This window comes from candidate division WOR-3 bacterium (assembly GCA_039801245.1).
In the GTDB taxonomy this organism is placed as follows: Bacteria; Hydrothermota; Tepidihabitantia; order Tepidihabitantales; family Tepidihabitantaceae; genus JAOABP01.
Window position 1 is genome coordinate 14,824 of the sequence record JBDRUF010000015.1, and the last position, 19,704, is coordinate 34,527.

The window sequence follows — 19,704 nt, forward strand, 5'->3', positions numbered from 1 at the left end:
TTAAGGTTGTTTTTCAGGAAGGCGTCAGGCTGGTTTTCATCCCATTTTTAAAACTGGGGTAGAGGGACCATAATTTTAGTTAAAATCGATTTATTAAGTATCGTAATTTCATAATAATAGAGGATATTCAGGATGACCCCGGGGGTCACTCCCCCTGTGGATTTCCTTAGGACTATTTTGACTTTTAAAGATTTAAAGGTAAATTCAATGACAATATGAAGGTTTTGTGTATCGGTAGTGGTGGCAGAGAGCATGCCCTTGTTTACAGTTTTGCCCGTAAGGGGCATCAGGTTTTCTGCGCGCCCGGGAATCCTGGGATTGCCAGGCTGGCTGAATGCGTTGAGATTGACCCAGCCGATTTTGCCGGTCTTATCGCCTTTGCCCGGAGACACAGCGTTGATTTGACCGTTGTCGGTCCAGAGGCGCCTTTGGTTGCGGGAATTGCCGATGAGTTTGAGAAAAAGGGGCTGGTTCTTTTCGGACCGAATGCCCAGGCTGCTCTGTTGGAGGGTGATAAGGGTTTTGCCAAAAACCTTTTGAAAAAATATGGGATCCCCACCGCGAGGTTTGAGGTGTTTGACGATTTTGAAAAGGCGGTTGATTATGTAAAGAGAGGCGGCTTTCCGGTTGTCGTCAAGGCGTGTGGTCTGGCATTAGGCAAAGGGGTGAAGGTTTGCGAAAATGAGGAGGAGGCGATAGGATTTCTCACCATTTTGATGAGGGAGGGCAGGTTGGGTGAGGCGGGTTCGCGGGTGGTGATTGAGGAGTTTCTTAGCGGTGAGGAGGCTTCAATCATTGCGCTCTGTGATGGCGAGCGGTTGCGGTTTCTGGCTCCTTCCCAGGACCATAAAAGGCTTTTGGACAATGATGAGGGTCCAAATACCGGTGGGATGGGTGCTTATGCGCCCGTGCCCGCGGTGACACCTCTTGTTTTTGACCAGATTGTGAGGCTGATATTTGTGCCCCTTTTGGATGCTTTGAAAAAGGAGGGGATTGTTTATCGGGGTGCGATTTATGCCGGTCTGATGCTTACCGCTGATGGTCCTAAGGTTTTGGAGTTTAACTGCCGTTTTGGTGACCCAGAGGCGCAGGTGATTCTGCCCATCTTTGATGATGACCTTGCCGAGTTGTGCCTTGCCTGTGCGCACGGAAGGTTGGGTGAGGATGGGGAAAGGATGCCTAAGCCCCAAAAATGGGCTTTGTGCGTTGTCGCGGCAGCAAAGGGGTACCCGGGCACATATGAAAAGGGGTTGCCCATTTCCGGTGAAGTTGAGGGCGGGGAGAGCACAATTGTTTTTCATGCCGGGACGAAGATGGTTGAGGGTAAATTTTTTACCAGTGGTGGCAGGGTTTTAGGGGTAACCGGGATCGGAAAAACCCTTTTTGAGGCAAGGGAGCGTGCCTATTATGGCATCGGGCTCATCCATTTCCCCGGTATGCATTACCGCCGCGACATCGGTGCAAAGGGGCTAAGGTATCTCCAAGAGGAGCGGTGAGTGGCAAAGGTAGTAAAGAGGTCACGGGTTAAGCCGCAGGCGGTTGTGAAGGCGCTTGAGAGCGGGGCGGTGATGATGCCCCTTTTTGGTGGGTGTGCGGTTTTGGGATTAAACCCTAAGGAGATTAGAGAGAGGCTGGGTGGGGCTTACCGGTTGGTGCCGCCTGATGCTCTCGGGTTGAGTGGGGAGATCAGGCAGGTGTTACAGAAGGAGGCGGTGGCGGTTTTAAAGGATGGAGAGGGGCTTGCCTTGGGATGGGAGCCTTTTACCGAGGCGATGCTAAAGAAAGTGGGCGCAGATTTATGGTTTGGTCTGCCTGGGGCGGGAGAAGAGCCTGAGGAGCTGATGAACGATTTTGGCGACTGGCTGAAACTGGTGGTTATTGATAAAGAGTGGGGATTGGGACCAACGGTAATTGACTTTTCCGGCGAAACACCAACCGTTTTGCGTAAGGGGAGATTGGGAATTTTGGGGCTTGAAGCCATCTTGAGGAAAAGGGTTCGTCTTGGACCCGGGTTGTATTTTTCGGTTCTGGTTGTCTGCACCGGTAACTCCTGTCGGAGTCCAATTGCGGCCGGGCTTTTGGTCCAAGAACTGAAGGGGCTGCCGGTAGTAATAACATCGGCAGGGGTTGCCGCACCGGTTGGGAGACAGGCAACCGGCAATGCGATTAATGTTGCAATGGAGATGGATATTGACATCTCCGGACATCGGGCAAGACAGTTAAATAAGGAGATGATTGATACCGCGGATTTGATTCTGGTGATGGAGCCGGGACAAAGGTCCTGGATAGTTAATCTATTGCCAGAGGCGGATGTTAAGGTGAGGCTTTTGGGTGGTTATCCAGAAAAGGAGGTTGAGATTCCTGACCCGATAGGGAGGTCAGTTGAGTTTTACCGCCAGACCGCTCTTTTAATCAAAGCCGGGGTTTTAAAGGTGACAGCGGAGTTAAGGGAGCGGTTTAAATAAAAGGAGGTGTATGGAATACTTTTTTACCGATACCCAGAAGGAAATCAGGGACCTGGCAAGAAGGTTTGCGGTTGAAAAAATAAAGCCGGTGCGTCAGGAACTTGACCGGACCGGTGAGTTTCCCTTTGCCTTGATGAAGGAGATGGCAGAACTGGGACTGATGGGAATCTACATACCGGAGGAGTATGGTGGTTTTGGTGGCGGCATCCTGGAGATGTGTCTTGTGGTTGAGGAGCTTTCCCGGGTTGATGGTGCGGTAGCACTGGGCTATGCGGCGTGCGGGTTGGGCACATTCCCCATCATCCTTGCCGGCACCGAGGAGCAGAAAAGGAGGTTTCTGCCGAGGCTGGCGCAAGGGGAACTGGCGGCATTTGCCATCACCGAGGCGCAGGCTGGTTCCGATGCCGGTAATGTCAAGACAAGGGCAAGGCGTGAGGGCGATTACTATGTGCTTAACGGCACCAAGCAGTTCATCACCAATGGCAGCGTGGCAAAGATTTATACTGTTATCGCCTCCACCGACCCGGAGCGAGGTGCGCGTGGTCTTTCCGCATTTATCATTGAGGATGGCACGCCCGGTTTCACCTATGGCAAGATTGAGGACAAGATGGGGATTCGCTGCTCCAAGACCGCGGAACTGGTCTTTCAGGACTGCCGGGTGCCAAAGGAAAATCTGTTGGGGGGGGAAGAGGGGCTGGGATTTATCCAGACGATGAGGACATTTGACCGAACAAGACCGGGTGTGGGCGCGCAGGCGGTTGGCATCGCTCAAGGTGCGCTTGATGAGGCGCTGGAATATGCCAAGACCAGGGTTCAGTTTGGACAGCCGATTGCCAGTTTCCAGGCGATTCAGCTGATGCTGGCGGATATGGCAATTCAGATTGAGGCGTCAAGGGCGCTGGTCTATGAGGCGGCGCGGGCAGCAGATGCCGGGGTAAAAAACATCTCGGGTCTTGCCGCGATGGCAAAGGTGATGGCCTCTGATACGGCGATGCGGGTGACCACCGATGCGGTGCAAATCTTAGGTGGTTATGGTTATATGAAGGATTATCCGGTGGAGAAGATGATGCGTGATGCCAAGATTACCCAGATTTATGAGGGCACAAACCAGATTCAGAGGCTAATCATCGCTTCGGAATTGATTAAGGGGACACTTTGGTAAAAATGAAGAAGATTGCGGATGTGGCTGTAATTGGTGCTGGACCTGCCGGTTATGTGGCGGCAATCAGGCTCGCGCAATTGGGTAAGAAGGTGGTGGTGATTGAAGAGGCAAAGGTGGGCGGGGTTTGTCTTAACTGGGGCTGTATCCCGGTGAAGGCGCTCCTTCATTCTGCCAGTATTATCCGCAACGCCCTTGAGGCAAGGTTAATGGGCATCGGGTTTAATCCCCCAACCATTGACTTTGTCAGTCTCGGTTCGTGGAAGGGACGGATTGTTGAAAGGCTGGGAAGGGGGATTGAGTTTCTCTTCAAGAACAACGGGGTGGAACTCATTCGCGGCCGGGCAAAGGTTCTAAGTCCGGGAAAGGTATTAGTGATGACTCCCGAGGAAGTTGAGATTCAAGCCAAAAACATCATTGTTGCCACTGGTTCTGAACCCTTGCCTTTGCCAGGGTATGAGTTTGACCACCAGCGGATAATTGATTCCAGCGATGCCCTCAATCTGGTTGAGTTGCCCAAAAGTATCGTGATTGTGGGTGCGGGTGCGGTTGGTCTGGAGTTTGCCACAATTTTTCAGCGTCTGGGTGTAAAGGTGACGGTTCTTGAGGTGTGTGACCAGATTTTACCTGGAATCGACAGGGAGATTGCAGTTTTACTTCAGCGCGAACTGGAACGGGAAGGGGTCGAGTTCAGGCTAAATGCGAAAGGGGTCAGGTGTCAGAAGGAAAACGGCGGCGTTGATGTCTTGTGGGATGTTAATGAAGAAGAGAATAAACAGCACGCAGATAAGGTTTTGATAGCGGTGGGAAGAAAGCCAAGGAGCACAGGTCTTGGGCTTGAAGAGGCTGGGGTCAAGATGGATGAGCGGGGGTTCATAATCACTCACGACAATTTTGAGACTGACGCAGAAGGGGTTTTCGCGATTGGTGATGTTCGGGGTGGTCCTCTCCTCGCCCACAAGGCGATGTATGAGGGTCTCTGCCTCGCAGAAGGCATCGGTCAAGGAGTCTTTTCTTCATCCACAACCTGTCCAAATGTTATTTACACCGACCCTGAATGTGCGAGTGTTGGACTCACCGCGACTGAGGCGGAGAAGCAAAGACTCAAGGTGAAGGTCGTTAAGGTCCCGGCAAACGCCATCGGCAGGTCATTGACCTTAGGTAAGCCCTCAGGTCTATGCAAGGTTGTTGCTGAAGAAAGGTCCGGACGGATCTTAGGGGTTCACATCCTTGCACCTCAGGCTGATGTCCTGATTGCCGAGGGGACGCTTGCGGTAGAACTCGGGCTCACCGCGGCAGATATGGGCAGGGTCATTCATCCCCATCCGACAATGAGCGAGCTGTTATTTGAGGCGGCTCACCTCCTCTTAGGGAGTGCAATCCACATCCTTAACAGATAGTCCATGGTTCTTAGATTTAGTTTTTGGTTATTAGAACTATAAATTTCAAACTATAAACATTACCGTGGCGGTTCTGATTGAACTGGGCAGGGTTGATTATCTTGAGGCGCTGAAGATACAACGGGAAATCCACGAGCGACGTGTTGCCGATGAGATTGATGATACGCTGATCCTCCTTGAGCATTTTCCCGTCATCACCATTGGCAGGGGTGCTGATAAGAGAAATCTTCTCGTTTCCGAAGATGAACTTGCCCGGCGCGGGATTAAGATTTATCAGGTTGAACGGGGCGGTGACATCACCTATCATGGACCAGGACAACTTGTTGGTTATCCTGTTTTTCGTCTCCGTGAGGGGTTGGTTGGTGTGCGTAGGTTCGTGGAGAAAATTGAAGAGGTGCTGATTCAGGCGTTAGGAGAGTTCGGAATCGAGGCAGGAGCAAAGGAGAGAATGGTGGGTGTCTGGGTAGGGGAGAAAAAGATTGCCTCAATTGGAATCGCGGTTAAAAACAGGGTGACAATGCACGGATTCGCCCTGAATGTCGGGTCGGATTTAAATGGATTTCAATTGATTAATCCCTGTGGTCTTTCATCACAGGAGATGACCGCAATGCAATTGGTATTAAAAGATGGAGGCGAGGTTCAGATGAAGGAGGTGCGCGGGGCGGTGAGGAGGGGTTTTGAAAAGGTGTTTGGAATAGTTTTTAATAGAATTTCCCGCGCAGTTTAACCTTGTCCACAAACTTGGCAATTTCGGCGCGCATCCTTTCCACATCCTGAAGGGTGTAAGGCTTTTTTTGCCTAAAGGCTGGTGCGCGGGCATTTTCTGGCACAAACTGCTGAAAAACAACCATTTTTGCCCCTTGGATGGCTTTCCCGATTTCAGGGATGTCTTCGGGATTAATCAGACCGGGTACAATTGTTGCACGAAACTCATACTCTATCCCTGACTCCAAAAGTAGTCGGATTGACCGCCTGAGAGGTGCTAAACTCGGTAGGTGCCGGCCAACCGCGCTGGAGTAACGGCTGTTTAATGGTGCCTTGATGTCCATTGCTACGGCGTCAATCAGTTTAAGCGCTATCGCCCTTTTCAAGGGATAGGGAAAAGAGCCGTTGGTGTCCATTTTCACCTTCAGTCCCAATTCTTTGATCCGGGCGCAGAGCTCAAAGATTTCTGGATGCATCATCGGTTCACCGCCGGAAATGACTACACCATCAAGCCAGCCCAATTTGCGTTCGAGAAGGGATTTGATTTCCTCCCAGGTTATTGTCGGCAAAGAGGGGTCATCATCAGCCACCTGCGCGTTCTGGCAGAATGGGCAGCGGAAATTGCAGCCCCCTATAAAGATAACCGAGGTGATTTTACCGTCCCAGTCAACGAGCGATGTAGGGATAAAGCCGACGATGCGCATAGATTGTTTGAAGTTTATAGTTTTTAGTTTGTAGTGCAAGAACTGAAAAATTAAGAACCAAGAACTAAGAACTATGAACCAAGAACTCGTGCGCGGTCATTGCGGCAAGCGCACCGTCGCCAACCGCAGTGGCAATCTGCCGCACACTTTTTTTTCTCACATCACCTGCAGCAAATATGCCAGGAAGACTGGTCTGGAGTTTTTCGTCGGTGATGACGAAACCTTGTTCATCAAGAGCAATAACACCCTGGCACCAGCCGGTATTGGGCACAAGACCGATATAAACAAAAAGCCCAGAGACCGGTAAGATGGTACTATTCCCTGTTTTTAAGTCTCTCAGTTCCAGGCTTTCGAGGTTCTGTTTGCCAATGATTTTGGCGATGACCTGCGAGAGGTGGAGGGTGATTTTCGGGTTAGCCCGGACTCGTTCCTGAACAACCCTTGCCGCCCGGAACTCCTCCCGGCGGTGAATCAGGTGAACCCGGGCGCAAAAACGTGTCAAAAACTCCGCCTCCTCAAGTGCCGAGTCACCACCACCAACAACCGCCACCTCCTTGTCCTTAAACAATGGTCCGTCGCAAATAGCGCAGTAGGAGATACCTTTGCCAATAAATTGAGTCTCGTTTTCCAAGCCGAGGGAGCGGGGTTGGGTGCCGGTTGCGATTATCACCGCCTTGGGATTGTAGGTTCGATTTGTTGTCTGCACTTCGATTTTCTTGGATGCGTCTTTTAGCCCAGTTGCCTCATCCTGTTCAATTATGGCACCAAAGCGTCGCGCCTGGGTCTCCATCTCCTGGATAAGGTCAAAGCCTTTGACCGGCTGAGAAAAACCAGGGTAGTTTTCAATAAACGCGGTCTTAGCCATCTGTCCGCCGGGAACTTCTTTCTCGAGAATCAGGGTGGGATGTCCGTTGCGGCTGGAATAGATGGCTGCGGTTAGCCCTGCGGGTCCCGCACCAATGATAAGGATTTCCGGCTCAAACATTACTTAACAGCCGGGCAAGAATGGCACGCTGGATATGGAGCCGGTTTTCTGCTTGGTCAAGGACAATTGATTGGGGACCATCAAGGACATCATCGGTGATTTCCTCACCCCGATGTGCGGGCAAACAGTGAAGGACCTTGACACTGGCTTTTGCCTTAGCCAGAAGAGCCATATTGACCTGATAAGGTCGGAAAATCTCCCTTCGCTGTTCCGCCTCATTCTCCTGCCCCATAGATGCCCAAACATCGGTGTAAATAAAATCGGCATCCTTTACCGCCTCGCAAGGGTCGTAGGTCAGTTTTATTCGGGCGCCGCTCTTTTTAGCAAACTCTTGGCTTTTTTCGATTATCTCCTTTGATGGTTCAAAACCCTTGGGGGTGGCAACATTGAGATTGAAGCCGACAATTCCACTCGCAAGCAAGAGTGAGTGGCAGACATTATTACCGTCACCGCTCCAAGCGACGGTCACACCAACAAGTGAGTGATGATGGTCAAGAATTGTCAGAAGGTCGGCAAGTATCTGGCAGGGGTGCTCAAGGTCGGATAAGGCGTTGATAACCGGGACACTGGCATACTCCGCCAGCTGGGTTATCTTTTCGTGCTCGAACACCCGGGCGATGATTAGGTCAATCCAGCGGGAAAGGTTGCGGGCAACATCAGGTACGCTTTCCCGTCTTCCCAGTCCGATGTCCTGCGGGCTTAAATAGGTGCTGCTCGCACCCAACTGTTGCAAAGCCCGCTCAAATGTCACCCGTGTGCGCAGGCTGGGCTTTTCAAAGATCAGCACGCCCATCTTGCCCCGGGCAATGTTTAAAACCCCTTCTTTCTTCACCCGTTCTTTGAGTTCACCCGCCTCTTTCAAGAGGTCAAGGATTTCCTGTTTATTAAGGTCGGCAATTGATGTCAGGTCCTTTTTCATAATTATAAAATATAGCGGCTTAAATCCTTGCTGGCAACTATGTCCTTCAGCTTTCTTTCCACATCAATGGCTCTGATGCGCACCGATTTGGTTTTGGGGTTGGGCAGATCAAACAGAATATCCTCAAGGAGGGTGGTCATCACCGTGTGCAGCCTTCTGGCACCGATGTTTTCGGTTTCGCTGTTGACCTGAAAGGAGATCTCGGCAATCCTGGCAATCGCATCCTGGGTAAAGGTCAGTTTCACACCCTCACTGGCAAGGAGTGCGGTATACTGCTTGATCAGGGCGTTTTCCGGTTCGGTCAAAATCCGCACAAAGTCCTTAGCGGTCAAAGGGTTAAGTTCCACCCGAATGGGAAACCTGCCCTGGAGTTCAGGAATCATATCTGAAGGCTTGACCTTGTGAAATGCGCCGGCGGCGATGAACAGGATATGGTCGGTGCGCACCATCCCGTATTTGGTCAGAACACTTGAACCCTCAACCACCGGCAAGAGGTCGCGCTGCACACCCTCGCGCGAGACATCGGGTCCGGATGTTGATGGTGTGGTACTGACAATCTTGTCAATTTCATCAATGAACACGATGCCGCTCTGTTCAACCCGGCGCTTTGCCTCGGCAATAACCTCATCCATATCAATCAGCTTCTGCGCCTCCTCCTGTGTTAAAACCCGCCTTGCCTCGGCAACGGTCAGTTTTCTCCTTCTGGTCTGCTTGGGCAATGTCGGTGCGAGCATATCCTGCAACTGAATCATTATCTCCTCACCGCCAAACTGAGCAAGGACATCAGGGAATAGGGGCATTGCGGAGGTGGCTTTGATTTCCACCATCTCCTGGTCAAGCTCCCCCTTGCGCAGTTGCTCCCGCAGCCTTTCCCGCACGCCCGGGTTTCTGGAGGTATCTTCAGGCAAGAGGAGTTTCAGAAGTTTCTCCTCGGCAAGCGCCTCTGCCTTTTCCTGCACCTCTTTGGTCTTTTCCGCCTTGACCATATTCACCCCAATCTCCATCAGGTCACGAATCATTGAGTCAACATCCCTGCCGACATAGCCAACCTCGGTGAACTTGGATGCCTCAACCTTCACAAATGGTGCCTGAACCAGCCGGGCGAGCCGGCGGGCAATCTCGGTCTTGCCCACACCGGTTGGTCCAATCAAAATGATGTTATTGGGCAGAATCTCCTCGCGCAATCGGTCAGGGATCTGGCTCCGGCGCCAGCGGTTGCGCAGGGCGATTGCCACCGCCTTCTTCGCCTTTTCCTGACCGATGATATAGCGGTCAAGTTCGGCAACAATCTCACGCGGGGTCAATGCCCGCCCCAATTCCGAATTGCCAACTGGATTGCTGTTCATCGGGTGTTAAAAGGATAATAAACGCGATTCAAAAGTCAAAGGGCAAAACTGGCAATAGGAATTTTTCCGATGTCTATTGGAGGTTAGTAGTTGAACTCTGAACCAAGAACCATAAACTAAGGACTATCAACTATGAGCCAAAAAGGTGAAGAGGCGCTTTCCGGTGTGGCGCTGGTAACTGCGGCGTATATTGGTGCCCAGATTCTTTCCGACATCGCCAGCCTGCGCATTGTTCGGTTCGTGGGTTTCAGTATGGATGCGGGCACCTTAATCTATCCCTTCACCTTTACCATCAGGGATTTGGTGCACAAGACCGCCGGGATAAAGGTGGCGCGGAGGGTGATTGTCGCTGCCGGTATAATCAACCTTTTTATGGCAGGGCTTTTCTGGCTGGTTGCCCGGCTGCCGCCAGATGTTCAGGTTGGACCGCAACTGGAGTTCGGGATGGTGCTTTCTCCGGTCTGGCGGATTGTCATCGCCTCAATCATTGCCGAGGTGGCATCAGAACTGGTTGATGGTGAAATCTATCAGTTGTGGGTGAATCGGATGGGTTTGCGCCGGCAGTGGCTAAGGGTCTTGGTATCCAATGGGGTGAGTGTGCCTTTGGACTCTGCCCTTTTCTGCTCCCTTGCCTTTATCGGCAGGATGCCATTTTTGGTGGTGGTGAGCATCTTCTGGGCAAATGTGATTCTCAAGGGCGTAACCACCTTTATCTCCCTGCCGATGATTTACCTTGTGCGCGAGCGGCGGACTGCTTGACAATAGGTTAAAGTCGGGTAAATTGAGGGTATGGAAAGAACACTGGCGCGGGATTTGCCCCAGCATATCGGCGAGCGGGTCCGGCTCTTGGGCTGGGTCCACCACATCCGCAAACTGGGCAAGATTTGTTTTGTGCTTTTGCGTGACCGCAGCGGAATAACCCAGGCGGTAACAGGTGAGCCGGAGAGGTTCAATCTTGACCAGGTTCAGCGGGAGTCAATCGTTGAGGTCATCGGGAGGGTCAAGCCCGAGCCCCAGGCGCGGCAGGGGTGCGAACTGGAACTGGAACAAATCAAGGTTCTGATTGCACCGGTGGCACCTTTGCCCTTTGAGGTGAACCGCTCCAAGAGGAAGTTGAATCTGAAACTGGATATGATTTTGGACCACCGGGCTTTCAGTCTGCGCAATCCGGAACTGGGTGCGGTGTTTCGGGTGCAGGCGGAGATTGTCCGCTCCTTTCGGGATTTTTTGCGCAGGGAGGGTTTTCTGGAGGTGCACACATCCAAGATTGTTGCCGCGGGTACCGAGGGTGGGACCGCGCTTTTTCCGATTCAGTATTTTGAACAGAAGGCATATCTGGCGCAGAGCCCGCAGTTTTACAAGCAGATGCTTGTCGGTGCTGGTTATGAGCGGGTTTTTGAGGTTGGTTTTGTCTATCGGGCAGAGGACCATGCCACATCAAGGCACATCAATGAGTACCTTTCCCTTGACTATGAGATGGGTTTCATTGAATCCTTTGAGGATGTGACCAGGCTTGAGGAGCAGATGCTGAAGGAGATGGTTGAAAACCTTAAGAAAAATTGTGCGGATGAGTTGCAACTGTTACAGGCGCGCTTGCCCGAGATTGACAGAATCCCCTATATCAAATTCAAGGATGCGCTGGAGGTGTTAAAAAGGGATTTTGGCAGGGATGTGAAGGATATGCTGGATCTGGACCCGGAGGCGGAGCGGCAGTTGTGCGCGTACGCCGAGAGGGTTTATAATAGCGAGTTCATCTTTGTCACCCATTACCCGCGCAAGACCAGACCCTTTTATACAATGTGGGACAGGGATGAGCCGGAATACACCTTTGGTTTTGACCTTCTCTTTCGCGGGCTGGAGGTGACAACCGGTTCCCAGCGCATCCATGACTACAATATGCTTCTGGAGAATATCCGCTATTTCGGGCTGAACCCGGAAAGTTTTGAGTTCTATCTGGAGATATTCAAGTATGCGGTGCCACCGCACGGTGGTCTGGCGATTGGTGCAGAAAGGCTGACACAGCAGTTTTTAGGGCTTACCAATGTCAGGGAGGCAAGTTTTTTCCCGCGCGACCGCTTCCGGCTCACACCCTGAAAAAGCCCATAATCATTAAGAGCCACAAAAGGGTTATTTGTTAACGACGAGATCTGCCCCCGATTTTTAAGTAACTGTTTAACAATGCCTTAATTAATCCCACCTTTTGAGAGGGTAGGTCCTCTCCACCCTTTCCCTTGCTCTTACCATTTTGGGATGGGGTTGGTTTTGTCATTTTTGACAGTGCTGATTTTGATTATAGAATATTCTGTTAGGGATTTAACAAAAAAGGAGAAAGAATGAGAATGTTTTTTGTCCTGTTCTGCAGTTTGGGCGCCTTATTGGCGATGAATCTGCCCGAATCGGGTTTGACACCACCGAATGCGGTTGACTTTCAGACGATAAAGAGCCTGGCGCTGAGAAAGGCGGCCGCGGAATGGCCGGGATGCCGGTTGGGAACGGTTGTGCCGGTAGTTGATGAACAGGGTCAGACCGCAGGATACATCTTCCACTTCCGCACCGATGGCAAGCCCTTTCCCGATTATGAACAGGTTGTCAGAGACATTTTTGAGGAAAGGGAGGGGTTGACCGTAAATACCGATTTGACCAGATGGCGCTCAAAATATGCCCATATTTTAATCTCGGCACGCTCTGACAGGACACCGATTGTCTGTTATGGTTATGGCACAAGCGAGTTTTATGCGGTGGCGCCTGAGGGGTTAAGAAGGGCAAGGGAGGTCTTGGGTCCTGATGCCTATCTTGAGAGGATTTACTTTATTTTGCCCGCGACATTCCTTGAGTTCGAGAACACCGAGGGGCAGAGGATAATATACTCTACCCATTTTGAACAGAACTGGGGTTCAAGGGAGGATTTTGTCCGTTATGTTAATACCCAGAAAATTGCGACCGGAACCCTTGATTTTGATGAGAGGGCAATTGCCCATTATCAAAAGGAGTGGGAACAGGCGCTGAAAAGGGATTTTTCACACTGGAACGAGGTTTATGTGCCGGATGCGGACAAGGCGCCCTTTTATGACTGGAGTTATGGCTGCACACCAACAGCCGCGGCAATGGTGATGGGCTATATTGACAGAACCCAGGACTATGGCAGGCTGGTTGACTGGTATTGGCAGCGCTGGGATATGGTGGAGGGCGAATGGGACAAGCAGGTTCCCAATGTTCAGCGCGAGTGTGCCCTTTATATGTTTACGGACACGACCAGGGGGGCAACGATAATCAACGCAATTGGGCAGGGTCTATACCTTGTTGCCTATGAAAATGGCTATTCATTTGACATTGTTGAGGATTTGGGCACAAGTGGCAATGACTGGGCATGGTCAACGATTGTCCAGGAGATTGATGCCGGCTATGCGCTGGTCTGGTCAGCCTTGTGGCAGATTCACTCCCTTGCCGCCTATGGCTACCGGACACCGGAAAAGGACATCTATGTCCATAACACCTGGTGGAAGCCGGCAGAGTGGTGGCATTATTCCGGTCCTGACCGCTCCCATGTGGCATCGCCCCATCCTGGAGGTGGTGATGAGCACAAACTGGAGGTGCGCTATCCTTTAGGAGATACATTCTACAACTCCATTGGCAGGGGTGAGATTCTGCAGATTGGTGATACGGTTGAAGTGCGCTGGGACAACTTTGGCACACCCGGGGACTGGGTTGCAATTGACATCTCCTTCAATGCCGGGGTGGACTGGAGTCTCTTGGACAGTGTGCCTGATACCGGGACCTACAACTGGTTTATTGACCCGACACTTTCCTCCTGCGATTCGGTGCGGCTGAGGTTCCGACAGTATCGCAATGGCATTCTTGTATCTGCTGATGGCACTTTTGGCTGCTTTCGGCTCTTGCGCGGACCTTTGCCGCCGAGCCCGCTTGCGCCCCCTAACGGTCACCAGATTTTCTCGCCGCCGATAGTCCTTTTGGTTGATACCACCAGAACCGATATTGACAGTTTTTGTTTCCGGGTGATTTCCGGTGGGAGCGATACCATCTGGTCCTGCGTTGGGGTTTCTCCCCGTTGCTCGTTGCCCGATACCATCTTCACCTATGGCAGGTCTTACAAATGGGTTTGCAAAGGGCGGAACCGGCTTGACTGGGGCGATTTCTCCACACCCTGGTCATTCTGGGTGAGGTTCAGACCTGGTATTGAGGAGAAAAACAGCCCCGCCCCGGCTCCTGGGGTGAAGATTCAGGGTGCAAATGTGCGACTCTTAAGTCAGGGCGGGGTTGAGTTTCAGGGGGGAAAGGGGCTAAAGGTTTATAACGCCACTGGCGAACTTGTGCGCACGCTCAAGCCTCTTGATGGTAATCGGCTCATCTGGGACCTGAAGGGTGAGGATGGCAGGCCTGTGCCTGCGGGGATGTATTTTGTCCGCTCCTTTGATGAAAAGGTTGGCGGTGTGCAGAAACTGGTAATTTTGAACTGAAAATAAGGGGTGCAGGAGCAAAAAGTCCTTCTTAACTGCGCTCAGATTCTCACGATGGCGGATGAGGGTCTGGGAATAATTGCAGGCGGGGCTTTGCGGATTAAAGGGGAGCGGGTTGTTGAGATTGGCAGGGGTTTGCAGCCCGAGCCCGGTGAGGAGAGAATTGACTGTCAAAATTCGGTGGTTATGCCCGGTTTTGTTGACCCTCATACCCATCTGGTTTTTGCCTCCTGGCGCGCGGATGAGTTTGAGATGCGGCTTTTGGGGAAAAGTTATAAGGAGATTCTTGAGGCGGGTGGCGGGATTCTTGCCACGGTGAAAATGACAAGGGAGGCGAGTGAGGATGAACTTTTCCAGACCGCACTGGGGCGGTTGAAGGAGATGGTCTCCTGGGGAACAACAACAGTGGAGGTAAAGTCGGGTTATGGTCTTGATAAGGAGAATGAACTGAAGTTGTTGCGGGTAGTTAAGCGGCTGAATGAGGCAGGTCTGATTGAGGTAATTCCGACATTTATGGGTGCCCATGCGGTGCCGAAGGGGATGGAAAAGAAGGAGTATATCAGGCTGGTAATTGAGGAGATGCTGCCCGAGGTTGCCCAAAAGAAACTGGCAAGGTTCTGTGATGTCTTCTGTGAAAACTTTGTGTTTAATTCCGAGGAGAGCAAGATGATTCTTGAGGCGGGAAAGGGGTTCGGTCTTTTGCCTTTGATCCATGCCGATGAGGTTGAGAGTTCAGGTGGGGCTGAGGTTGCTGGTGAGGTTGGCGCGATTGCTGCCAGTCATCTGCTGCAGCCGTCAGACACAGGTCTAAAGATGATGGCGGAAAAGGGGGTAATTGCTACTCTTCTGCCCGCAACCGCCCTTTTTTTGCAGGAGCGACATAAACCGCCGGTGAAGAAAATGCGCGAATTGGGGATTCAGATGGCTTTGGGAACAGACTTTAACCCGGGCTCATCAACCCTGCTTGCCCAGGTTCTGACAGTGCAGTTTGCCTGCCTGTATTACGGGCTGACCATTGTTGAGGCTTTGCGCGGGGTAACAATCAATGCGGCAAGGGCGCTGAAGATGGAAAGGGAGATTGGTAGCATTGAGCCGGGGAAAAGGGCAGATATTGTGATTACCGATGTGCCTGATTACCGGCATCTGGCATATCGGCTTGGACACAATCCGGTAAGGATGGTGTTGAGCCGGGGCAAGATAGTGTATCATAGAGAAGGGGGTTAGGATGAACAGCCTCTGCCACTGGGAGATTCCGGCAACCGATTTGAAAAGGTCAAAAGATTTTTACGCCCGTCTTTTCGGCTGGAGGATGACCGATTTTTCTGAAGAGTACATTATGTTTGCTGTTGAGGAAGGACCGGGCGGTGGCATCTTCAAGGTTGAGAAGATGCCCGAACCCGGCATCGATGTGTATATCAAGGTGAAAGACATTCCCGCAACACTGAAAAGGGTTGAGGAGCTTGGCGGCAGGATAGAAAAGCCTAAGACCGAAATCGGGGGCGGGTTCGGCTATTACGCCTTTTTCCGTGACCCGTGCGGGTGCAGGATTGGCATCTGGGCAAAGGATTAGCCGGGGTTATTCGCCTTCCTCGGGTTTTGGCTGATAGTCAACCCCTGGAATCCAGATGTTTTGGCTTGCAGGCGTTTGGGGGACAATTGGTTCTGGACGCCCACGGTTGCGCAGATACAGATAACCCAAGATGAGGATTCCGGCAAGGATAGCCACAATAATCAAAAGGTCGTAAAGGCTGCGCCAGCCGCTGCGGATGCGTTCCACCTCGTCAAAATCAACCCGGCTGATTTTCTCCTCAGTTGCCTTTGGCTTTTTCTCCTCAGCGCGCATCGGTTAATAATAACAAGGAAAGAGCTCTCTGTCAAGAGGAAGCGCAGGTCCAATACCATTGGAAATCGGGTTATAATTGTCCGTTTGATTTCACCAGCCAGCAGGACCTTACCCTTTGGGTTTGGGGAGGTGATGATGGCAACAGGTGATTTGGTTGGGGTTGGAGGGTTATAGGGAAGGTTCGGGAGTTTTTGACTGATAGGATAAAAAATCAAAAGCCAAACCACATAAACAACCCATAGGGGGATGGTAGAGGGGGTGGGGTGTAAATTTGGTTATTTTATTGCTAACATATTGAAATTCAATGTCATATATCAATTTTCCCCATTTGCCTTTTGTATACTTATAGGTATACTTAACCGGATGTCAAAAACAGCCAAATTTGCGGGTAGGATTTTTTAGTATTCTGGGGGCAGGTTGAGGAGCTGGGAATAGGAGAAGACCGGTCCGTCCTTGCAGACATATTTCGGACCGATGTTGCAGTGACCGCATTTGCCAATCCCGCACTTCATCCGGTTTTCAAGGGAGAGGAATATCTGGTCTGGCTTGAACCCCAAATCCTTTAAGACCGGATGGGTGTACTTAATCATTATCGGCGGACCGCACACCAGGGCAATCGCATTAGCCGCTGGCGGTGCCACCTCCTTTAAGACATTGGGCACAAGACCCTCCCTTTTTGGCCAGTCAGCGCCATTGAGCCGGTCAACGCAGAGGACCAGTTGCAAATCAGGGCTTTTTTCCCATTGACGGATTTCATCCTTGTACAACAGTTCGCCAGGGGAGCGGGCGCCATAGATTGCGGTGATTTTGCCGAAGTTCTGCCGGTTTTCCGGCAAGAGGAGATGGGCGATGGTGGCGCGCAGGGTGGTAAAGGAAAATCCGCCCGAGACAATCACCACATCCCTGCCCGTCATCAGTTCCAATGGATAAAAGTTGCCCCAGGGTCCGCGCATGCCAATGATTGCGCCCGGTTCCAGTTCGTGCAAGGCGGTGGTGAAGACGCCAACCCTTTTGACCGTGAATTTGATTAAGGGCTCGTGCGGTGCTGAGGCGATGCCAAATGGTGCCTCACCAACACCGGCAATCGAGAGAAATGCGAACTGACCGGGAAGGAACTGAAAGCCTTTACGGTCAGAGTCGTTAACAAAGGCGAGGTCAAAGGTCTTCAGGTCACGGGCATCATTCTCAATCACCACCCTCTCAATGCGCATCGGCAAAGGCAGATAGGGGTTGTTCATTTTACTCCTCCGGAAATTCCTTGAGCAGTCTTTCCACTGTCGTGCGAATGTCAATATTTGCGGGGCAGGCAATGATACACCTGCCGCAACCAACGCAGGAGATTACGCCCGCCTGTTCAACCGTGTAGTAGAACTTGTCCATCACCCGGTTGCGATACCTTGCTCTTGGGTCAAGGCGCGGGTTATGACCAGAGGCATGCCGGGAGTAAAGGGTAAACTGGCAGGAGTCCCAGACCCGGCAGCGAACCGTGCTGCCACGAACTGTCTCATCGGTGACATCAAAGCAGTGGCAGGTCGGGCAGAGAAATGTGCAGGCGCCGCAGTTGACGCAGTTAAGGGCAAGGGTCTCCCAGATTTTGCTCGCAAACGCCTTTGGCAGGACCTCTTGCAGTTTTGCCGTGTCAATGCGCAAAGGGATTTCCGCCTCTGCCTTCTTCCTCAGTTTTGCCCCTGCGGTCAGGTGTTCATTCTTTGCCTCAGGATAACCGGCAATCAGTTTCTCCCCTTTTGCGGTTAGCGGCTCGGCGAGGAAAAGATCACCCAAATCGGTCAAAAGCAAATCCATACCGGTTGCGTCGTGCGGGCTACCACCGAGGGCAAGACAGAAGCAGGTGGGCGCGGTGCGGTTGCAGGCAAGCCCGATAAAGGTTGTCTTTTCCCGTCTTGCCTTGACATAAGGGTCGGTCTTGCCTTCAATGGTATAGAACTTCTCAAGAAATGCGATTGCCCGGGCATCGCAGGGTCGGATGCCAAAGACAATTTGCTCCTCGGGAGGCTCGGGTTCAAGCGCATTGCCCTTCTGGTCAAACCTTAAGAGGACCTCGCAGCGCGGGAAGATAAACCCCTTTGCCGGTTCCCGGGTGTTTACCTCTTCAAGATGGACTTCCGCCGTATTTTTGACTTTCCCCCAGGTGGCACCGGTCTTGTCCTTTACCGGTGCATACAAATTGGTTTCCTTTGCCAGGCGGTCAAGGAGCTGACTGAGTTCCTGCCGCGTGAGGAGGTACTTCTTCATTTGATAAACTCCTGCGGGTCAGCGGGGTTGAACTGTGTCAAGGCGGGCGGCTTGTTGATGTCAACACCGGCAACTGAATCAAACCGCTCCCTGACGATTCTTGCCACCCGGCGGTTGAGCCGCATCAGGTCAATTCCCATCGGACAGGCACGATGGCAGGCACCGCACTCCACGCACCTGCCCGCCATATGCAAGGCGCGGATGATGTGAAACGCCATATTGTCAGAAAGGTTGTGGGTCCTGCCCACCAGTTGCGGCATTGAGGCGTCAACAAAACACACCGGGCAATAGCAGTTCGGGCAGACCTGACGGCAGGCATAGCAGCGGATGCAGCGGCTGATGTCCTCGCTTAAAACCTGCCAGCGCTCAGCTGAAGAAAGTTGCTCAAACTCTTTGTCATTCTTGGCAACTATCGGGTCAGGCGCAGGCTTTTCCACCTCATCGCCAATCATCTCATCGTAGATAACCGGGTTGGGATACTGGCAGGCAAGGCAGGATACCGATTTGGCGCCGTTTTGAACCACCCCATCGCACCCAACACCAAGGATATATAGGTTTTCCCGTTGAATCTGGTTCTCCTGCAAAAGCACCACAATTGAGCGGGAGTCGCAGCCCTTGGCAACAACAGCGACCTTGCCTGAATTCTTGACCTTCAATAGGTAGTTGGCAAGGTTTTGGGAGCAGGTGGAGTCAAAGATGAGTCGTTGTGCTTCTTCTGGTCTCGTGATGAATGCCGGCTGGCTCAATCCCGGCTTGGAACCGGCGCAGTAGCCGATAACCATTGCCACCTCTTTACTCGCGAGCAGCTCCTTTGCCCTTTGGCGCAGTTTTTCGCTTCGGCTCATTAAGGCAGTTCCTTTTTCAGTTTTTGGTTTGGTCCAAGCCCCTTCACCTTTTCGGTTACCTCCTTCACCAGCTGGGCAAACCGCTCGCCTTCAGATGCAGAAACCCAGGCAAATGTCACCCTGCCCGGCTCGATCCCGCAGAACTCAAGCAGGTCGTTTAAGACCGCAAACCTTCTGCGGGCAACATAGTTACCGGTGAGATAATGGCAGTCACCAGGATGGCAGCCCGAGACCAGAACACCATCAGCACCCTGTTGCAGCGCCTGCAAGATAAAAAAAGGGTCAACCCTGCCAGAACAGGGAACCCGGATTACCCTGATTGAAGGTGGGTAGTGCATCCTGGAGATGCCGGCAAGGTCGGCACCGGCATAAGAGCACCAGTTGCACAGAAAGGCAACTATCTTCGGTTCAAATTCATTTCCTTCGGGCATCTTGAAACAAGATTATAACTGCGTGAGATTGTCTGTCCAGTTTGACAAAAGGGGGCAGGAAATCCTGCCCCCCTTTAAAAACAGTAGGTATTTCAGCGCTGGAGGATGAGTTTGATGTTGCGCTGGTAGTCACCAGCAAGGAAGCGGCAGATGTAAACACCACTGGCAACAGTT

At 51.9% G+C, this 19,704-nt stretch carries 19 protein-coding genes; 10 read left to right on the plus strand and 9 right to left on the minus strand.

The annotated features are described in order from the left end of the window. Window positions 1–215: 215 nt before the first annotated feature. The 5 genes from purD to lipB all read left to right on the plus strand — a co-directional run bounded on the left by purD (window position 216) and on the right by lipB (window position 5,751). Window positions 216–1,496 (plus strand): phosphoribosylamine--glycine ligase, encoded by a 1,281-nt coding sequence (gene purD, locus ABIK47_03400; protein ID MEO0019671.1) that lies wholly within the window; start codon window positions 216–218, stop codon window positions 1,494–1,496. Then, window positions 1,497–2,465, plus strand: coding sequence for a hypothetical protein (locus tag ABIK47_03405; GenBank protein MEO0019672.1), 969 nt, complete (start codon window positions 1,497–1,499; stop codon window positions 2,463–2,465). Window positions 2,466–2,475: 10 nt separating this feature from the next. Beyond that, window positions 2,476–3,627 carry an acyl-CoA dehydrogenase family protein gene (locus ABIK47_03410; protein ID MEO0019673.1) on the plus strand — a complete coding sequence of 384 codons (1,152 nt, stop codon included), beginning with the start codon at window positions 2,476–2,478 and terminating at the stop codon, window positions 3,625–3,627. 2 nt (window positions 3,628–3,629) lie between these two features. After that, the gene (lpdA, locus tag ABIK47_03415; protein MEO0019674.1) at window positions 3,630–5,024 is read left to right on the plus strand and encodes a dihydrolipoyl dehydrogenase; all 1,395 of its coding nucleotides are present in this window, start codon (window positions 3,630–3,632) and stop codon (window positions 5,022–5,024) included. Window positions 5,025–5,088: 64 nt separating this feature from the next. Beyond that, entirely contained in the window at window positions 5,089–5,751 is a 663-nt protein-coding gene (lipB, locus tag ABIK47_03420; protein ID MEO0019675.1) for a lipoyl(octanoyl) transferase LipB, read from the plus strand. On the opposite strand, the gene ABIK47_03425 is transcribed toward lipB, so the two are convergent. The 4 genes from ABIK47_03425 to hslU form a co-directional block, all read right to left on the minus strand. Next, window positions 5,726–6,433: an anaerobic ribonucleoside-triphosphate reductase activating protein gene (locus ABIK47_03425; GenBank protein ID MEO0019676.1), complete on the minus strand. Its 708-nt coding sequence runs from the start codon at window positions 6,431–6,433 to the stop codon at window positions 5,726–5,728. The genes lipB and ABIK47_03425 overlap by 26 nt on opposite strands. A gap of 64 nt (window positions 6,434–6,497) precedes the next feature. After that, window positions 6,498–7,418 (minus strand): thioredoxin-disulfide reductase, encoded by a 921-nt coding sequence (gene trxB, locus ABIK47_03430; GenBank protein ID MEO0019677.1) that lies wholly within the window; start codon window positions 7,416–7,418, stop codon window positions 6,498–6,500. Beyond that, window positions 7,411–8,337: an ornithine carbamoyltransferase gene (argF, locus tag ABIK47_03435; GenBank protein ID MEO0019678.1), complete on the minus strand. Its 927-nt coding sequence runs from the start codon at window positions 8,335–8,337 to the stop codon at window positions 7,411–7,413. The genes trxB and argF overlap by 8 nt, the downstream gene beginning before the upstream one ends. A 2-nt stretch (window positions 8,338–8,339) precedes the next feature. Then, the gene (gene hslU, locus ABIK47_03440; protein ID MEO0019679.1) at window positions 8,340–9,683 is read right to left on the minus strand and encodes an ATP-dependent protease ATPase subunit HslU; all 1,344 of its coding nucleotides are present in this window, start codon (window positions 9,681–9,683) and stop codon (window positions 8,340–8,342) included. A 132-nt stretch (window positions 9,684–9,815) separates the two neighbouring features. On the opposite strand from hslU, the gene ABIK47_03445 reads away from it, so the two are divergent. The 5 genes from ABIK47_03445 (at window position 9,816) to ABIK47_03465 (ending at window position 15,728) form a co-directional block, all read left to right on the plus strand. Further along, window positions 9,816–10,442 carry a queuosine precursor transporter gene (locus ABIK47_03445; GenBank protein MEO0019680.1) on the plus strand — a complete coding sequence of 209 codons (627 nt, stop codon included), beginning with the start codon at window positions 9,816–9,818 and terminating at the stop codon, window positions 10,440–10,442. Window positions 10,443–10,472: 30 nt separating this feature from the next. After that, a complete protein-coding gene (gene aspS / locus ABIK47_03450) occupies window positions 10,473–11,777 on the plus strand; it encodes an aspartate--tRNA(Asn) ligase (protein MEO0019681.1) in 1,305 nt (434 codons plus the stop codon). A gap of 239 nt (window positions 11,778–12,016) precedes the next feature. Further along, window positions 12,017–14,158 (plus strand): hypothetical protein, encoded by a 2,142-nt coding sequence (locus tag ABIK47_03455; protein ID MEO0019682.1) that lies wholly within the window; start codon window positions 12,017–12,019, stop codon window positions 14,156–14,158. A 9-nt stretch (window positions 14,159–14,167) separates the two neighbouring features. Next, the gene (gene hutI / locus ABIK47_03460) at window positions 14,168–15,382 is read left to right on the plus strand and encodes an imidazolonepropionase (protein MEO0019683.1); all 1,215 of its coding nucleotides are present in this window, start codon (window positions 14,168–14,170) and stop codon (window positions 15,380–15,382) included. A gap of 1 nt (window position 15,383) precedes the next feature. Continuing rightward, window positions 15,384–15,728: a VOC family protein gene (locus tag ABIK47_03465; GenBank protein MEO0019684.1), complete on the plus strand. Its 345-nt coding sequence runs from the start codon at window positions 15,384–15,386 to the stop codon at window positions 15,726–15,728. Window positions 15,729–15,734: 6 nt separating this feature from the next. On the opposite strand, the gene ABIK47_03470 is transcribed toward ABIK47_03465, so the two are convergent. The 5 genes from ABIK47_03470 to ABIK47_03490 all read right to left on the minus strand — a co-directional run bounded on the left by ABIK47_03470 (window position 15,735) and on the right by ABIK47_03490 (window position 19,530). Next, entirely contained in the window at window positions 15,735–16,001 is a 267-nt protein-coding gene (locus tag ABIK47_03470) for a hypothetical protein (protein MEO0019685.1), read from the minus strand. A gap of 398 nt (window positions 16,002–16,399) precedes the next feature. Further along, window positions 16,400–17,239, minus strand: coding sequence for an FAD/NAD(P)-binding protein (locus ABIK47_03475; GenBank protein ID MEO0019686.1), 840 nt, complete (start codon window positions 17,237–17,239; stop codon window positions 16,400–16,402). A gap of 1 nt (window position 17,240) precedes the next feature. Then, a complete protein-coding gene (locus ABIK47_03480; GenBank protein MEO0019687.1) occupies window positions 17,241–18,254 on the minus strand; it encodes a 4Fe-4S dicluster domain-containing protein in 1,014 nt (337 codons plus the stop codon). Beyond that, window positions 18,251–19,099 carry a 4Fe-4S dicluster domain-containing protein gene (locus tag ABIK47_03485; GenBank protein ID MEO0019688.1) on the minus strand — a complete coding sequence of 283 codons (849 nt, stop codon included), beginning with the start codon at window positions 19,097–19,099 and terminating at the stop codon, window positions 18,251–18,253. The genes ABIK47_03480 and ABIK47_03485 overlap by 4 nt, the downstream gene beginning before the upstream one ends. Continuing rightward, on the minus strand, window positions 19,099–19,530 hold the full coding sequence (locus ABIK47_03490) for a hydrogenase iron-sulfur subunit (GenBank protein MEO0019689.1): 432 nt from the start codon (window positions 19,528–19,530) through the stop codon (window positions 19,099–19,101). Before ABIK47_03490 ends, ABIK47_03485 begins: the two co-directional genes overlap by 1 nt. Window positions 19,531–19,704 lie beyond the last annotated feature (174 nt).

Excerpts from the sequence above, each read along its gene's own strand:
- ABIK47_03490 (MEO0019689.1), bottom strand. The coding sequence starts at position 19,530 with ATGCCCGAAGGAAATGAATTTGAACCGAAGATAGTTGCCTTTCTGTGC.
- ABIK47_03485 (MEO0019688.1), bottom strand. The coding sequence starts at position 19,099 with ATGAGCCGAAGCGAAAAACTGCGCCAAAGGGCAAAGGAGCTGCTCGCG.
- ABIK47_03470 (MEO0019685.1), bottom strand. The coding sequence starts at position 16,001 with ATGCGCGCTGAGGAGAAAAAGCCAAAGGCAACTGAGGAGAAAATCAGC.
- ABIK47_03425 (MEO0019676.1), bottom strand. The coding sequence starts at position 6,433 with ATGCGCATCGTCGGCTTTATCCCTACATCGCTCGTTGACTGGGACGGT.
- hslU (MEO0019679.1), bottom strand. The coding sequence starts at position 9,683 with ATGAACAGCAATCCAGTTGGCAATTCGGAATTGGGGCGGGCATTGACC.
- lpdA (MEO0019674.1), top strand. The coding sequence starts at position 3,630 with ATGAAGAAGATTGCGGATGTGGCTGTAATTGGTGCTGGACCTGCCGGT.
- trxB (MEO0019677.1), bottom strand. The coding sequence starts at position 7,418 with ATGTTTGAGCCGGAAATCCTTATCATTGGTGCGGGACCCGCAGGGCTA.
- purD (MEO0019671.1), top strand. The coding sequence starts at position 216 with ATGAAGGTTTTGTGTATCGGTAGTGGTGGCAGAGAGCATGCCCTTGTT.
- aspS (MEO0019681.1), top strand. The coding sequence starts at position 10,473 with ATGGAAAGAACACTGGCGCGGGATTTGCCCCAGCATATCGGCGAGCGG.
- ABIK47_03465 (MEO0019684.1), top strand. The coding sequence starts at position 15,384 with ATGAACAGCCTCTGCCACTGGGAGATTCCGGCAACCGATTTGAAAAGG.
- ABIK47_03475 (MEO0019686.1), bottom strand. The coding sequence starts at position 17,239 with ATGAACAACCCCTATCTGCCTTTGCCGATGCGCATTGAGAGGGTGGTG.
- ABIK47_03455 (MEO0019682.1), top strand. The coding sequence starts at position 12,017 with ATGAGAATGTTTTTTGTCCTGTTCTGCAGTTTGGGCGCCTTATTGGCG.
- argF (MEO0019678.1), bottom strand. The coding sequence starts at position 8,337 with ATGAAAAAGGACCTGACATCAATTGCCGACCTTAATAAACAGGAAATC.
- ABIK47_03480 (MEO0019687.1), bottom strand. The coding sequence starts at position 18,254 with ATGAAGAAGTACCTCCTCACGCGGCAGGAACTCAGTCAGCTCCTTGAC.
- ABIK47_03410 (MEO0019673.1), top strand. The coding sequence starts at position 2,476 with ATGGAATACTTTTTTACCGATACCCAGAAGGAAATCAGGGACCTGGCA.
- ABIK47_03445 (MEO0019680.1), top strand. The coding sequence starts at position 9,816 with ATGAGCCAAAAAGGTGAAGAGGCGCTTTCCGGTGTGGCGCTGGTAACT.